This is a genomic window from Streptomyces sp. NBC_00597, assembly GCF_041431095.1.
GTDB lineage: Bacteria > Actinomycetota > Actinomycetes > Streptomycetales > Streptomycetaceae > Streptomyces.
Map to the genome: position 1 here is coordinate 4,642,555 of NZ_CP107757.1, position 13,466 is coordinate 4,656,020.

Genomic DNA, 13,466 nt, shown 5'->3' on the forward strand with positions numbered 1-13,466 from the left:
CGTGCGGTTCAGAGGCTGGTCAGGGCCTCGGTGGGGATCTCGTAGATGTCGGTGACAAAGTCCACCCCGTCGTAGAGCTCCGGGCCGAAGTGGACGTGGGCAATGTGCAGGGCCGTGCCCGCGCGGTCGGTGGTCTCGTAGACGTGGACGGCCGCATTGGCGCGGCGCCCGCGGCGGATCAGCTGGCGGGCCGTGCTGGCGGTCACCCGCTCGGGGCGCCAGCGCACGGTGTGGGTCTGGCCGGTACGGGACATCAGGGTGTGGAGAGTGACGGGAGGCATGGCTTGCTCCTTCGAAGGGGTTCAGGCGGCGCGCTGTTCTTCGGTGTAGGCGCAGGGCACGCACATGCCGAGCGAGGCCGGGATGACGTATCCGGCGTCGGTCTGGCAGGTGGGGCAGGTGCGGCGGGCGAGCATCGCCAGAGCGAGCGCGCCCCACTTGCGTGAGGTCATCGGCCGAACCGGCTTGGCCCAGTCGATCCGGTAGAGGTAGGCCACCAGCGGTTCACGGCGGAACCGGGGCCGCAGCAGCTGCGCGGCCACCGGCTGGCCACCAGGGCGCAGCCCCTCGGCGCGAAGCTGCCGACGGGTGGCCAGGCCCTCGGGGGCCAGGCGCCATGGGTAGGTCGGGATCCCGAATCCGATGCCGTCCGGGTCGTAGCACTTGGCGAACGTCAGCGCCGACATCAGGCGGCCCTCGCAGCCTCAGGCGGGCTCTGACGCAGTTCGCTGTAGCGGGAGGAGACCCATCCGAGGGACCAGCCGGTCAGCTCGGCTGCGGCCCGCACGGGCAGCTCGGCCGAGTAGGCGGCGAGCACGATCTGGCGGGCCCGGTCCTCGGGCAGCTTCTCGGTGGCGGGGCCGGCGGCCAGCAGGGCGGCACGTTCACGCTCCGCCTGCTCTGCCCGCTGGACATGTTCACGGCGTTCACGCTCGGCCCGGTCGCGCTTCTGCTGCTCGCGCCGCTGGGCCTCTTCACGTTCACGGCGTTCACGCTGCTGCTGTTCGTGTTCACGCTCGCGCTGGACGCGTTCACGCTCTTCCCGCTCCTGGGCTTCGCGGGCCTCTTCCCGCTCCCGCTCCTCACGCCGTACCCGCTCCTCGTGTTCAGCGCGTTCACGGGCCAGACGCTCCTCATGGTCACGCTGTTCACGGGCCAGCCCGGCCTCGTGCTCGCGCCGCTCACGCTCGCGCCGCTCCGCCCGCTCCTCACGGTCGAAGACGGCCTGCTGACGCGCTTCCCGCTCGGCCCGCTGCTCTGCCTTCAGGGCGTTCATGGCGGCGGTGATGGCCCGCCGGTAGGCGAGTCCGGTCTCAGCGGTGACGATCAGCAGGAGCGGGGCGACGGAGTGGACCGAGACCCCGACCAGGTCTCCTTGCAGAGCAGAGTCCGCGACGTTCAGGGCCAGGGTCATGCCCCCGGTCATCCAGCGCAGCGCGATCGGCCACCGCCCGCCGTGCCCGCCAAGGCGGGCCAGAACGGAGTCGAGGCGGACCACGATCACTACCGCCGCATCCACTACCAGGGGCAGGATCGGGGCGGTCCAGCGCCACTCGGCCGGAGTGTGCGCGGTCATCAGCGGAGTGACCGTGAGGACGGAGTACAGCATCGCCCCGGACACGATCAGCCACGTGCCGACAGACAGCGCGCGTTCCGCTGAACGGATCTGAACATCGTTCATGCGGCCTTCTCCGTCCCGCTGGTCGCGGCACCGCGGCGGCCGGCACGGCGACCGTTGACCGTCGCCTGTTCCGGGGTCAGGTGCAGGGCGTTCATCCACGGGGCCCCGCCGCGCTTGGCCCGGTACATCTGCTCATCCGCCAGCCGCAGCAGCGCCGACACATCGGCAGCATCCGTAGCCGGGTCATAGGCAACCGCGCCGACGGAAGCGCCCACCGTGAACACGTGGCCGTCGGTGTGAACAGCCTCCTCGAGCACCTCGGTCAGCTCTGTCAGCGTCCAGAGCAGGTCCTCGCGGCTGAACACAGGGGCCACGGCGGCGAACTCGTCCCCGCCGAGGCGGACAACCGTGCCCGCGTTGTCTGCGGCCCAGCGGCTCAGGCGCTCCCCGGTGGCACGGAGCACAGCGTCCCCGGCAGCGTGGCCGTGGGTGTCGTTGATCTCCTTGAACCTGTCGAGGTCGATGACGTAAACCGCGCTCCGCCCCCGGACCAGCATCCGCGCGGCGCGCTCGGCGAACGCGTCGCGGGTCAGCAGGCCGGTGAGTGGGTCTCGGCGGGCGGTCTCGATCCGGCGGCGCAGGCGCAGGCTGTGCAGGGACCATCCGGCCGCGAGCGGCAGCGCGGCGGACAGAGCGGTGAGGGTCTGGGTCACGACGCACCGCCGATCCGGCAGTTGTGACGGGCCCAACCGACGTGCTGAACGCACCAGCCGATCCCCGCGGCCAGCAGTAGCCACGCCTCGTGCATCGCCACGGCGCCCGGGACGCCAACAAGCACGGTCAGCGAACCGGCCCAGATCAGGTACTGGTCGAGACTGCGGCGAGGGTTGGCGCTCATGCCGCGGCCCCCCTGCCACCCTTGCCGGCCAGGCGACGGCCGGCGGGCCGCCGCATCAGCGGGACGACGTTGAACAGCTCCGGCGCGTTGGCCTCGATCACCTGCGCGGCGACCCGGCTCACGTCGTCCGGCAGGCTGGGGTACTCGGCGAGGATGTCGCGGGCCGCATCCTGGCGGGCCGCACGCTCCTCCTCACTCTCCCCCTCCACCCCGATCCACAGCTCAAGCGGAGTGCCCAAGGCCAGCTCGATGAACTCATTGACGCTGACGGCTTCCTGGCCGCCGATGTACGCACGCATCACTGATCTCCTGAAGTCGAAGGGATGCCGAGGCGGTCGCGGTCTTTGGTGAGAGGCGACCAGCCCCGGGGTGGAGCCCGAACTGCGCGGCTCCCCTCCACCCCGCCCGTACGTGACGGGCGGGGGAGGCAACCGGCCGCGGCACTGTGAGCACTGCGGAAGGATGAGCGGGCCGTGCGGGCGGGACCGGGCGGTGAAGCCCGGAGCCGCCTCGCACGGCGGTTGAGCGGTGACGCGGGGGGCGCGGCTGGCGGTACCGGTCCAGTACGGCCAGCGCCCGTAGATGTCGGTGGATAACAGCAGCCTCCGAGTGGGAGGGGCGAGGCTTCGCCGGCGCACCGTTGCCACGGCGTTCCGGTCCCGAGCCTGAGAGTCGGGTGCGTCATCGTCACTGCTCTGACGCCAGCAGGGCGGCGCGTACCAGGTGGCACCCCGAAGGGTGTTCTCCAGAGCCAGCACGCAAGAAAAGGTGTTGCCGCCGACGACAACCCGTCGCCATGGGGACGGGGGTTACGCCCCGTCTCGTTTCGCTTGGCACGCTGTTGAGTTCTTAAGGAACGGACGCTGCCTTCGTACTCACCCCCTCGGGCTTTCCTCCGGGCGCTCCATGAGGAACATGTATTACGTGTTCCTCATCTTGCAGAGAAGGGTTCGCTCCGTCAAGCCCTTCGGCTGTTTGGGGTTCTGCGAGTCCCTCGCTCGATCTGCTTACAGATTGGCCTCAGGGCCGAAGACGATCGACCCCGCACATGTACGACTTGTGGACGACTTCGCTACGGTGAAGTCGCACCAAGTCGTCCCAGGGGGGAGACCACGGCATGGCCAACGAACGACTGCGCGGCGCGATCATTGAGAGCGGCCTGACGCTCGATCAAGTAGGGGCACGCCTAGGGGTGTCGGCGAAGACGGTGGAGCGCTGGATCGGTGATCCGAAGCGCAAGCCCTACCGCCGCTTCCAGTACGCCGCCGCATCGCTGCTTCAGTGCGAGATGTCCTACCTCTGGCCGGAGGAACGGACATCTGTCGAGGTGACAGAGGCGGGCAATGCAGAGCTGATCAAGCTGTACCCACACCGCTCCGTCGTACCGAATCGCCTGTGGCCACAGCTCTATGCGAAGGCGAAGCAGCACTTCGACGTCCTCGTCTACTCCGGCTTCTGGCTCACCGAAGACCCCGCGTTCCACCAGGTCGTGAAGGAGAAGTCAGCGGCCGGCGTCTCCATCCGCTTCATGCTCGGCGAACCGGAGAGCGCGGCCGTCGCGGTGCGCGGGGCTGATGAGGGCATCGGATCCGCCATGGCCAGCAAGGTTCGGAACGCCCTCGTCAACTACGGGCCCCTCTTCGGACTCCCCGGGGTCGAGTTCAGGCTGCATGCCACCACCCTTTACAACTCGATCTACCGGGCTGATGACGAGATGCTGGCCAACGGCCACCTGTACGGGGTCGGCGCGTACATGGCCCCGGTCCTGCACATCCAGCGGGTGCCAGGGGGTGAACTGTTCGATGCGTACGCTGAGAGCATCGAACGGGTCTGGGAAGCAGCCAGGCCCATCGCATCACCCGTCGACTTCGGAGGTCCGCACGCATGAGCCGAATCGACTACTTCCGCGACCCCAACGCGCCGACGGCCAACTCCGTCGTCCCCTCGGTGACCGCGGTCGTCCGTGACGACGCCGGACGGCTGCTCATCATCCACAAGACCGACAACGACCTGTGGGCGCTCCCCGGAGGCGGCCACGACATCGGCGAGAGCATCGGCGACACGGTCATGCGGGAGGTGGAGGAGGAAACGGGGATCACGGTCGAGATCGACGGCATCGTGGGGCTCTACACCGACCCTCAGCACGTGCTCGCGTACGACGACGGCGAGGTGCGGCAGCAATTCTCGATCTGCTTCCGCGCCCACCCGACCGGCGGTTCACTTCGGACGAGCAGCGAGTCGAAAGAGGTCCGCTGGATGGATCCGGCTGACCTCGACGACCTGGACATCCACCCGTCCATGCGGCTGCGCATCCAGCACGGCCTGGACGACTCCCGGCCTGAGCCCTACATCGGCTGATCTCCGGCGGCCACCTTGGCCATACGGGACTCCACCCGCTCCGCGGCTGCGTGGATCTCCGGTGCCGCCCGCTGGATGAAGCGACCGACGATCGTGTCCGGCCCATACCGCTCCACGATCTCGGCCAGCCGTCGCGCCGGCGTGGTGTGGAGCCCGTCCGGCGTAGTCGTCATGTCGCAGAACAGCAGCGCGTCCACGAGGTCGGGTCGCTCCAGCTCGAATTCGCTCTCCAGCTCCTGCCTGAGTCCTCGCTCTTCGGCCTCCAGGAGGGCGCAGGAGTGATGGGCCACGAGGCGGACAACCCGTTCGTCCGCGCCCTCCTGGTCCCGGAGGAAGCGGGCCCCGTCCAGCGGGTGAAAGCCTGTGGTGGCGAGGCTCGGCGAGTAGCCGATGTCATGGAGCACCGCGGCTGCTTCCAGCAGCTCCCCATCGGCGCTGAGGATCGGGCCCAGGGAGCGGGCGCGGTCGGCGACCCCGAGCGAGTGCACCCATCGGCGCGGCAGCGGATCAGACAGCAGCGATTCGGAGAGCGAGTACGCCCACGTAGTCAGTCCCATGACGGCCAAGGCTACGGCCGGCCGGTCTGAGTGGGGAGGGCGCGTACGGTGCGCCCCTTGCCGTGGACAGTGTCGAGCAAGCCTGTTCCCTCCATCTGGGCAATGGCACGGCGTACGGCCGTGCGGGATACGTCGAAGCGCTCGCAGAGTTTGGCTTCGGACGGGTAGGCGTCACCGACCGCCAGCGAATCCTCTGCGATCACGTCAGTCATCCGCTCCACGAGGGATCGACGGTCGCCACCCCGTGAAACACTCCAGCCCTTGCCTGGCGCGGACTGAAGCACACCCTCAGTTTCGAGGACCTTCAGCGCGCGGCGGATCGTGTTGCGGGAGACCCCGTGCAGGCTGACGAGATCAGCCTCAGACGGCAGCGCGTCAACGATCTCGCCCTCTTCGATCCCCCTGCGCAGTGCCTCCGAAATAGCCAGGTAGGTTCCGCGTGGACTGGCCTCCGACACGTGGGCTCCTCTCGCTCTCGCAGTTTCTCGCTGCCAAGGGTGCCACGGGGCTCGGCACCCGAGCTTCAGGTCGTGGTGGTCCGTGTTGGGGCTCAAGCGGTCCACCCAGCGGCTTGGTGAACACGTAGTCCGACTCGGGCGGATCAGCCTGCGCGGAACTCGACTAACCACCGTCCAGACTCTCATTCGCGCTCGCCCATCTCCAGGCGAACCCGAGCATCTTTAAGGGCGTTTACCAGCCCCTCTACGGCTTGGGCCAGTTGTCCGATCTGTGCAGTCAGCTCGGCCAGCGTTACGTGAACCTCACTCACCTGGCCTGCCATTCGCGGCACGTCATAAACTGACTCCACATCAATTCCCTGCTGATGCAGAACGTCCGAAACCAACGCGGAATCGACGTCGGACCCCATCACAACCACGCCCGTAACCCATTCATGCTCCTCGCCCGACGGTTCCTCTGCCATATCACTCCGTGTCTCGTCAGCTCCCCCTCGCTCGACAACACTGTCCCATTCATGCTCTTTGCCATTTCCCGACTTCTCGTTCATTTCCACTCCAGGGGGAATGGGTCACTAAGAGGCAGAGATTATTGCCGCAAGGATCACAGAGACTTCAACCAGGAGTAGAAATATCGCACCCCTATAGAGCCAGCCCATCCTGGTTATCTTCACTTTGTTGCGATTCAGGCCATCTACAAGCGATTCCACCAGTTGGCGATTTACAGGGGCGCGATCTGCATCATCTAGTGAGGGATTGACCATGGCGTACACGCTGTGACCAAAGCTCCATCGTGTGGGCCACAGAACCAGCATCACGAGAATGCCCTGAACCGCAATGACGGCAAATAGGGTAACTGCAGCCCAGAACGGGAATGGAAGGCCCTTGCTGGGATCATTGCCGACAAGGCGAACGGACGACGAGAATGTGACCACAAAGGCCGAGGTTGCAAAAATACCGCTTACCCTTGTTCGAAGGTTCGACGCCGTTCGGTCCTGTGCAGCGAACAGGTCCATAGCCGCCTTGTAGGCGACCTGAGCACGCTCCTTAATTAGTTCGTCGCGAGCCGCCTCTACCTTGCTCGCCTCGACGGCCTTATTCGATGCCTTTCCGCGGAATATTCCCATGAGTTCCCGCCTCGCGAACGCACCGCAACTTCCAAGGGAGCAAAAACAAGGGATTGCACGTCAACCGTCGCCGCGCGGCGGTTCTATTTTCCCTCGGACACCCATGGTTCGCCACTTGGAATTACCCGTCCAGGCCGTGCAGCGCATCCGAACCCTCGCCGAACAGAATGCGAATGCGAGATCTTGATGACAAAATATCGATCCACCCCACACAGGCGACTGCGCCGCCGGAGTGCGCCGAGACGGCCGCTCCGATCTGGCTCATCAGGGCGGCTCTGCGAGGGCGGCACCCCGGCCGCCCCGCCCGGCCGCTGACCCCAACTCGGCCCCAGCCCCGACTACCCGCTGGCTCCGGCCGGCGATCCGGCCGCCGCCGAGCAGCAGCTCGCCGACGACCGCCCAAGCTCAGCGGCAGGCAGCCGCGGTCTGAGGTCACGGGCTCCACCGCCCGTTGTCCTAGTTTTTGTCCAGTGCACTCACGGTCGCCGTCGTTCACCTTCGTCCACGCACCCCTGCTGAGCAGCCGAGCGAACGCCCGTGAACGCAGGTGAACAGCCATGCGGACAGTTGGAAAGCGTGTTGGGGGCAACCCCTCACGAGTTCGAATCTCGTATCCTCCGCCAGTGCCTCACCGGGCACTTGAAGGCCCCGACCGGGAAACCGGCCGGGGCCTTCTGCGTTCCGGTCTCAGCTACTTGCCGCACAACCGGATGATCCGCCACATTTCGGCTTCGGTGGCCTATCCCTCGTACTCCCAAGGGTTCAGCAGGAGTGCGCCAGATCGCGCCAGATGCTTGATGTTGCGGCTCACCAGCGTCCAGTCGTTCGCCAGCGCGGTGGCGGCGATCAGCGCATCGGGTGGATCGATGCTGGTCCCGGCGGTCCCGGCACTCTTGAGCCTCCGGTGAAGAGCGAGGTAGGCGAGAGCCTCCCGCTCTCCGACGGTGGCGATCCGGTCGTGGTACTGACCACGGATGTCCGCGAGCGCCCGGTCGAAAGCGGTACGCCGCACCAGATCCGGCGTTCCCCGGACGCCCGCCTAGATCTCCGCGATCGTGATGACGCTCAGGTAGAGGGCAGGAGCTGGAACAGACCGAGCCCGGGCGATGACGGCCGGGGCAGGCTTCGGCCGGGTGGTGATCTCGGCGACCACGTTGGTGTCGAGTAGGTAGATCACTCGCCGTCCGCCGCGTCGTCGTAGGACCGCTGCCCGAACTCCAGCCCCTCGAACGGGGCCGCCCCGAGCTGTTCGAGAAACCCGTCGCTGCCCAGGGTCGCCCAACGGTGAAGCATGTCGGGCAGGGCATCGATGTCGGTGTCGGCGAGCTCGGCATCGAAGTGCCCGAGCTGCCGCTCGGGCAGGGACTTCCGGATCTCCCGGACCTCCCGGATCTCCCGGAGCGGATGAGGCTCCTCAGGCCTGCGCGGCGGGAGCGGCAGATTCGGGGCAGTGCTCATGATCGGCTCCTCCACGCTGTGGTCCACGGGCCCAGGCCTGAAGACCACCCTAGGCCGGGTGGTTCTGGACCGAACGCTCCGCCGCAGGTCAGGACGGACACGACCCTCACCGGACAGCCCTACGAACATGTGGAAAGCGTGTGGGGGGCAACCCCTCACGAGTTCGAATCTCGTATCCTCCGCACCCGCCTGAACAGGCGAAACGAGAAGCCGAGCCGCAATCTGCGCCTCGGCTTCTCGTCGTGCTCTGGTTGCATTTCTGGTTGCGTTCACACGCACCCAATTCGGATATTTCGAGGAACTGGGCAGCCCCGCTCCCGCCGCACCGCAGCGGTCGGCGACCACCAGCGGGGGGAGTCCTCTCCCGTACGGCATCTGCGGATCGCTGGGATGGGCCATCCTTGAAACCCTTGGCGGGTCTGCCCGCCGGCATGGTCCTGCTATCTCGCGAGGTGCCCCGGCATGAAGTCCCGATCGACGCTGGCGACATGGCTGGGCAGCCTCGACGGCTGTCGTCTGGTACGCGTGCTCCAGACGCGGAGGGACGCCACGGCCGCTCCGGAGCCGCTCTCGGTGGGAGAGCTGGCCGACCGTCTTCAGCGCCCGGGATCGGTGGCGCTTGCCCTGCCTCGGCTCGCGCTGCCGCATCTCCAGGTCGCCGAAGCGCTGGCGGCGCTGCGTGCGCCGGCCTCGCGCGATGCCCTGGCGAAGCTGTTGGGAGTTGCAGACGACGACACCGCCCGCGAACTGGCGGCCGTGCTGGAGACGCTGGCCGATCATGCTCTGGTCTGGCCGGACGGCGCGGAGAAGCTCCGCATGGCCGGGCCCCTGCGGCAGGCGTGGGACGCGCCTCTGGGGCTGGATGCCCCGCTGGAGGAACTGCTCGCGGGCACACCCTCCGACGAACTGCGCGGCATGCTTGTGGCACTGGGCGTCAAGCCGCCGGGCGGCAAGTCGCATCGGCTGGCCGCGCTGGTGGAACACCACAGCGACGCGGAGCGGGTCCTCTCCTTGGTCGCCAAGGCCCCCGCGGCGACCCGGAAGCTGCTCGAAGGCCGAGCGGGGGCGGGGCCGGCGGGGCCCGCGCGGTTCATCATGTTCGGGAGCCCGGGCCCCGATCTCGAAGCGGGCGCTCGATGGGCACTGGATCGGGGACTCCTGATCCAGGACCGCCACCGCTACGGCCCGGCCCGTATGCCTGCCGAGGTGACGCTCGCGCTGCGCGGGCCCGGCTGGCACGCGCCGTTCCAACCCGTCCCGCCTTCCGCGGGATCGGCGTCAGTCACCCCGGCGGAGGTGGACCGCGAGGCGTCGGCCGCGGCCGCGGCGTTCGCCACCCACGCCGCCTCGGTCCTGTCGGCCTGCTCGACGACCGCGCCGGCCCGGCTGAAGTCCGGTGGGATCGGAGCGCGTGAACTGGCCCGGATCGGCAAGGCGGCCCAGGCCGACGACGCCGTCGTACGCCTCACCCTGGAGACCGCGCATGCCGCCGGCCTGCTGGCCCGGGACGGCGATCGCGTGGCCCCCACCGAGGCGTACGACGCCTGGGCGGAGCAGGAACCCCCGGAGCAGTTCGCCGTACTGCTCCAGGCATGGCGGAACCTGTCGCTCACCCCCACCCAGGCGCGCGACGAGGACAACAAGGCTCTCCCCGCCCTCACCGGCGCACCGCCCTGCAACGGCTGTGTGCAGGCCCGCCACGGGCTGCTGGACGCGGCCGCGCGGCTCCCGGCAGGGCAGGGCGTAGGGGTCGCGTCGGATCTGGGGCCGCTGATCGCCTGGTACCGCCCCCTCGCGGACTCGTCGCCGGACGGGCCGCCGTTCGCCACCGTGATCCGCGAGGCCGAACTCCTCGGCGTACTCGCGCGAGGCGCCCTTTCCGCCATCGGTATCCACCTGCGGACCGGCGACGCGGAGGGGCTGGGCGTCGAGTGCCGGCGGCTCCTGCCCTCGGCCACCTCGACGGCCCGGATCGGCGCCGACCTCACCGCCGTCGTCACCGGCACACCGTCCGCGCGACTGGCCGCGCTCCTGGACTCCGTCGCGGACCGGGAGACCAGCGGCACGGCGTCGGTGTGGCGGTTCAGTGCCGGCAGCGTCCGCCGGGCTCTGGACGCCGGCCACACCCGCGAGGACATCACGGCCGACCTGGCCGCTGTCGCGGCCGGGCCACTGCCTCAGCCGCTGTCGTACCTGATCGCCGACACCGCACGCGGCCACGGGCGTGTACGCATCGCCCCCGCCTCCTGCGTCCTCCACGGCGACGAGCCCGCACTACTCGCCGAACTCGCTGCCCACCGCAAGCTCGCCAAGCTCGGACTACGACAGCTGGCGCCGACAGTGCTGATCAGCCGCAGCCCCCTCGACACGACGCTCGCCGCGCTCCGGGCCGAGGGGTACTCCCCCGTCGCCGAGACAGCCGAGGGCACGGTACGCATCGAAAAGGCCCGGCCTCAAAGGGCCGGGGCTGCCGTTCCGGCTCCGCGCGGCTCCAGGGCAAGGGGCGGCGGCCGGATCGCCACGAGCACGGCGAAAGAATCCGCCGCCTTCGACCCGAGCACCTTGGCGATCCGGCTGCTGGCGGCCCCGGCCGCTCCCGAACCGGCGCCACTCGACGGCGGAGCACCCTTCGCCACGGACACCGAGGAGATCCTCGCGGGTTGGGCGAAACGCCTTCCGTACAGCGACGTCCGCCAGCTCGCTCATGCCATCGATGCCGGTCAGGCCATCACGGTCGAGTACGTCGCGACCTCGGGCAACCGGACCGTGCGCACCCTCAGCCGCCTCGACCTCGATCCGCCCCACCTCGAAGCCTGGTGCCACCTTCGGGGCGCCGAGCGCGTTTTCACCCTCTCCCGCATCCACAGTGTCATGAGCGTCGCACCTGAATGAGCGAGAATGGTATCGGCGGCGATAGTATCTCTGCCGATACCATTGCTCGCGGGAGGCTTGTATGCGGCGCTTCATCGGGCGGGATCGCGAGCTGAACGTGCTCGGCAACGCCTTGCAGTCGGTTCACCATGCCGTCGGGTCGGTGAAACCGGGGCAGTGCATCCTCATGCGTGGACGGCGGCGGGTCGGCAAGTCCAGCCTCGTCGAAGAGTTCCTCCGACGCACCGAGGTTCCGCATCTGTTCTTCACCGCGGCGGGCGGCACGGCGGAGGACGAGCTGACGGAGTTGCTCGACGCCGTCGCCAGATCCACCCTGCCGGAGCGGGAACTGTTCTCGGAGGAGACTCCAGAGCAGTGGAATGCGGCATTCAGGCTGCTCGCGGAGATCCTTCCCGACGACAGCCCGAGCGTGGTCGTCATGGACGAGGTTCCGTACCTCATGGACCGCATCGACGCCTTCGAGGGCATGCTCCAGCGGGCATGGGACCGACTGCTCAGCCGCAAACCCGTGCTCCTCCTCCTGGTCGGATCCGACCTGTCGATGATGGAGGCGCTGAACGGCTACGACCGCCCCTTCCACCAGCGGGGCCGGGAAATGGTCGTGGGGCCGCTGAACCCGGCCGACATCGGCGAGATGCTCGGGCTCGGGCCGGCGGCCGCCTTCGACGCCGCCCTGATCACGGGCGGACTTCCGCTGATCTGTGCAGAGTGGCGGCCCGGAGCCGACGTCTGGGAGTTCCTCCGCGACTCGCTGGACAACCCGATCTCGGCACTGCTGGTCTCCGCCGAGCGGTCACTGGCCGCGGAGTTTCCACCACAGGCGATGAGCCGGGAAGTCCTACGGGCCATGGGAAGCGGGGAGAGAACCTTCACCAACATCGCTCGCGCGGCGGGCGGTATCGCCCACACCACTCTCACCCGAGCCACTGATGTCCTGACCGGGAAACGGGTGGTGGCAGCCGAGCTACCCCTCTCGCTGAGGCCGTCGAAGGAACGCCGCTACCGCGTGGCCGATCCCTACCTCCGGTTCTGGCTCGCGTTTCTGGATCCGCACATGGCGGAGATCGAGCGGATGCGGGGAGACCTCACGCTGAGCCGGATCCAGGAGCAGTGGACGAGTTGGCGGGGGCGTGCGATCGAACCCCTCGTCCGGGAATCCCTCGCCCGCCTCCTACCGGACGGGCTCCTGCCCGCCGCCCCCGCGATCGGCGGGTACTGGACCCGTAGCAATGACGTCGAAATCGACTTGGTCGGCGCCGACCGGCAGCCGGTGGCCAAGGAGCTGATCTTCCTCGGTTCGGTCAAGTGGCTGGAGAACTCTTCGTTCGACAGCCACGACCTGGCAGCGCTGCAGAAGCACCGGGCCGCCATCACCGACGAGCCGGTACCGCTCGTGGCGGTCTCGCGCAACGGGACCACCTGTTCCGGGCTCCAGGCGGCGTACGGACCCGAAGACCTGCTCGGCGCCTGGCGCAAGGCCTGATCAGGGTCCGGACGCCGACCGGGCGCGCGGCGTCGAGGACAGCGGCCGCGTCAGCGGATCTGGGCCGCGGCCCATTGCGCCCATTCGCGGCGCATCGCGTTGAAGCGCAGGCCGTACTCCAGGGCGATCCTGCCGTGGACCGACAGGGTGTCGTCGCCCCAGTCGATGGATGCGTCGAGCCGGCGCAGGTCCTCGTACTCCTGCTCGGACAGCTCCGCCAGCTCGGTGAGGTAGCCCCGCGCCTGCTCGGGAGTGAGCACGCCGAGGAAGAAGACCCTCAGCAGGATGTCGCTACGGGTGTTGCGCTGGGGCTTGGTCTCGGTCAGCCAGTGGCGCAGTTCCGCCAGGCCCTCGTCGGTGAGGGTGTACTCCTTGCGGCCGCGCGGGCCTTCCGCCGAGACGCTGATCATTTGGGCGTCGGCGAGCTTGGACAGCTCTGTGTACATCTGGCTCTGGGTGGCGGGCCAGACGTTGGCCAGCGAGGTTTCGAAGCGCTTGAGCAGGTCGTAACCGCTGGCCGGGCGCTCTGACAGGAGTCCGAGGAGGGCGTGTCGAAGGCTCATGCCCCTCACCTTACATTCCAGTCTTGACATGTCAGTACTGGAACATCTACTTTC

The 13,466-nt window shown here is 68.3% G+C and carries 18 protein-coding genes; 4 read left to right on the plus strand and 14 right to left on the minus strand.

Annotated features, from left to right (window positions below; genetic code table 11):
- Positions 1 to 8: 8 nt before the first annotated feature.
- The 6 genes from OG974_RS20865 to OG974_RS20890 are packed head-to-tail and all read right to left on the minus strand — an operon-like array spanning position 9 to position 2,818.
- Positions 9 to 281 (minus strand): hypothetical protein, encoded by a 273-nt coding sequence (locus OG974_RS20865; RefSeq protein WP_371644037.1) that lies wholly within the window; start codon positions 279 to 281, stop codon positions 9 to 11.
- A gap of 21 nt (positions 282 to 302) precedes the next feature.
- Entirely contained in the window at positions 303 to 686 is a 384-nt protein-coding gene (locus tag OG974_RS20870; protein ID WP_371644039.1) for an RRQRL motif-containing zinc-binding protein, read from the minus strand.
- Positions 686 to 1,681, minus strand: coding sequence for a DUF2637 domain-containing protein (locus OG974_RS20875; RefSeq protein WP_371644041.1), 996 nt, complete (start codon positions 1,679 to 1,681; stop codon positions 686 to 688). Before OG974_RS20875 ends, OG974_RS20870 begins: the two co-directional genes overlap by 1 nt.
- Positions 1,678 to 2,334: a GGDEF domain-containing protein gene (locus OG974_RS20880; protein WP_371644043.1), complete on the minus strand. Its 657-nt coding sequence runs from the start codon at positions 2,332 to 2,334 to the stop codon at positions 1,678 to 1,680. Before OG974_RS20880 ends, OG974_RS20875 begins: the two co-directional genes overlap by 4 nt.
- Positions 2,331 to 2,519, minus strand: a complete 189-nt coding sequence (locus OG974_RS20885) for a hypothetical protein (RefSeq protein WP_371644044.1) — start codon at positions 2,517 to 2,519, stop codon at positions 2,331 to 2,333. The genes OG974_RS20880 and OG974_RS20885 overlap by 4 nt, the downstream gene beginning before the upstream one ends.
- A complete protein-coding gene (locus OG974_RS20890; protein ID WP_371644046.1) occupies positions 2,516 to 2,818 on the minus strand; it encodes a hypothetical protein in 303 nt (100 codons plus the stop codon). The genes OG974_RS20885 and OG974_RS20890 overlap by 4 nt, the downstream gene beginning before the upstream one ends.
- An 818-nt stretch (positions 2,819 to 3,636) precedes the next feature.
- Here OG974_RS20890 and OG974_RS20895 point away from each other — a divergent pair.
- Complete coding sequence (locus OG974_RS20895; protein ID WP_371644048.1) at positions 3,637 to 4,407, plus strand: helix-turn-helix domain-containing protein; 771 nt, start codon at positions 3,637 to 3,639, stop codon at positions 4,405 to 4,407.
- Entirely contained in the window at positions 4,404 to 4,877 is a 474-nt protein-coding gene (locus OG974_RS20900) for an NUDIX hydrolase (protein ID WP_371644050.1), read from the plus strand. Before OG974_RS20895 ends, OG974_RS20900 begins: the two co-directional genes overlap by 4 nt.
- On the opposite strand, the gene OG974_RS20905 is transcribed toward OG974_RS20900, so the two are convergent.
- The 7 genes from OG974_RS20905 to OG974_RS20935 all read right to left on the minus strand — a co-directional run bounded on the left by OG974_RS20905 (position 4,865) and on the right by OG974_RS20935 (position 8,474).
- Complete coding sequence (locus OG974_RS20905) at positions 4,865 to 5,434, minus strand: HD domain-containing protein (protein WP_371644052.1); 570 nt, start codon at positions 5,432 to 5,434, stop codon at positions 4,865 to 4,867. The genes OG974_RS20900 and OG974_RS20905 overlap by 13 nt on opposite strands.
- An 11-nt stretch (positions 5,435 to 5,445) precedes the next feature.
- A complete protein-coding gene (locus OG974_RS20910) occupies positions 5,446 to 5,892 on the minus strand; it encodes a GntR family transcriptional regulator (RefSeq protein WP_371644054.1) in 447 nt (148 codons plus the stop codon).
- A 182-nt stretch (positions 5,893 to 6,074) separates the two neighbouring features.
- Entirely contained in the window at positions 6,075 to 6,440 is a 366-nt protein-coding gene (locus OG974_RS20915; protein ID WP_371644056.1) for a hypothetical protein, read from the minus strand.
- A 24-nt stretch (positions 6,441 to 6,464) separates the two neighbouring features.
- Complete coding sequence (locus OG974_RS20920; RefSeq protein WP_371644058.1) at positions 6,465 to 7,016, minus strand: hypothetical protein; 552 nt, start codon at positions 7,014 to 7,016, stop codon at positions 6,465 to 6,467.
- A gap of 739 nt (positions 7,017 to 7,755) precedes the next feature.
- Complete coding sequence (locus OG974_RS20925; RefSeq protein ID WP_371644060.1) at positions 7,756 to 8,028, minus strand: PIN domain-containing protein; 273 nt, start codon at positions 8,026 to 8,028, stop codon at positions 7,756 to 7,758.
- Between the two features lie 27 nt (positions 8,029 to 8,055).
- The gene (locus tag OG974_RS20930) at positions 8,056 to 8,193 is read right to left on the minus strand and encodes a hypothetical protein (protein ID WP_327284188.1); all 138 of its coding nucleotides are present in this window, start codon (positions 8,191 to 8,193) and stop codon (positions 8,056 to 8,058) included.
- On the minus strand, positions 8,190 to 8,474 hold the full coding sequence (locus OG974_RS20935) for a hypothetical protein (protein ID WP_327284189.1): 285 nt from the start codon (positions 8,472 to 8,474) through the stop codon (positions 8,190 to 8,192). The genes OG974_RS20930 and OG974_RS20935 overlap by 4 nt, the downstream gene beginning before the upstream one ends.
- Before the next feature lie 462 nt (positions 8,475 to 8,936).
- Between OG974_RS20935 and OG974_RS20940 the strand changes: the two genes are divergently transcribed.
- Positions 8,937 to 11,366, plus strand: coding sequence for a helicase-associated domain-containing protein (locus OG974_RS20940; protein ID WP_371644063.1), 2,430 nt, complete (start codon positions 8,937 to 8,939; stop codon positions 11,364 to 11,366).
- 61 nt (positions 11,367 to 11,427) lie between these two features.
- Positions 11,428 to 12,849: an ATP-binding protein gene (locus OG974_RS20945; RefSeq protein ID WP_371644064.1), complete on the plus strand. Its 1,422-nt coding sequence runs from the start codon at positions 11,428 to 11,430 to the stop codon at positions 12,847 to 12,849.
- Positions 12,850 to 12,899: 50 nt separating this feature from the next.
- On the opposite strand, the gene OG974_RS20950 is transcribed toward OG974_RS20945, so the two are convergent.
- The gene (locus OG974_RS20950; protein ID WP_327284192.1) at positions 12,900 to 13,412 is read right to left on the minus strand and encodes a PadR family transcriptional regulator; all 513 of its coding nucleotides are present in this window, start codon (positions 13,410 to 13,412) and stop codon (positions 12,900 to 12,902) included.
- Between the last annotated feature and the right edge of the window lie 54 nt (positions 13,413 to 13,466).

Excerpts from the sequence above, each read along its gene's own strand:
- OG974_RS20865 (WP_371644037.1), bottom strand. The coding sequence starts at position 281 with ATGCCTCCCGTCACTCTCCACACCCTGATGTCCCGTACCGGCCAGACC.
- OG974_RS20870 (WP_371644039.1), bottom strand. The coding sequence starts at position 686 with ATGTCGGCGCTGACGTTCGCCAAGTGCTACGACCCGGACGGCATCGGA.
- OG974_RS20875 (WP_371644041.1), bottom strand. The coding sequence starts at position 1,681 with ATGAACGATGTTCAGATCCGTTCAGCGGAACGCGCGCTGTCTGTCGGC.
- OG974_RS20885 (WP_371644044.1), bottom strand. The coding sequence starts at position 2,519 with ATGAGCGCCAACCCTCGCCGCAGTCTCGACCAGTACCTGATCTGGGCC.
- OG974_RS20890 (WP_371644046.1), bottom strand. The coding sequence starts at position 2,818 with ATGCGTGCGTACATCGGCGGCCAGGAAGCCGTCAGCGTCAATGAGTTC.
- OG974_RS20895 (WP_371644048.1), top strand. The coding sequence starts at position 3,637 with ATGGCCAACGAACGACTGCGCGGCGCGATCATTGAGAGCGGCCTGACG.
- OG974_RS20900 (WP_371644050.1), top strand. The coding sequence starts at position 4,404 with ATGAGCCGAATCGACTACTTCCGCGACCCCAACGCGCCGACGGCCAAC.
- OG974_RS20905 (WP_371644052.1), bottom strand. The coding sequence starts at position 5,434 with ATGGGACTGACTACGTGGGCGTACTCGCTCTCCGAATCGCTGCTGTCT.
- OG974_RS20915 (WP_371644056.1), bottom strand. The coding sequence starts at position 6,440 with ATGAACGAGAAGTCGGGAAATGGCAAAGAGCATGAATGGGACAGTGTT.
- OG974_RS20920 (WP_371644058.1), bottom strand. The coding sequence starts at position 7,016 with ATGGGAATATTCCGCGGAAAGGCATCGAATAAGGCCGTCGAGGCGAGC.
- OG974_RS20935 (WP_327284189.1), bottom strand. The coding sequence starts at position 8,474 with ATGAGCACTGCCCCGAATCTGCCGCTCCCGCCGCGCAGGCCTGAGGAG.
- OG974_RS20940 (WP_371644063.1), top strand. The coding sequence starts at position 8,937 with ATGAAGTCCCGATCGACGCTGGCGACATGGCTGGGCAGCCTCGACGGC.
- OG974_RS20945 (WP_371644064.1), top strand. The coding sequence starts at position 11,428 with ATGCGGCGCTTCATCGGGCGGGATCGCGAGCTGAACGTGCTCGGCAAC.
- OG974_RS20950 (WP_327284192.1), bottom strand. The coding sequence starts at position 13,412 with ATGAGCCTTCGACACGCCCTCCTCGGACTCCTGTCAGAGCGCCCGGCC.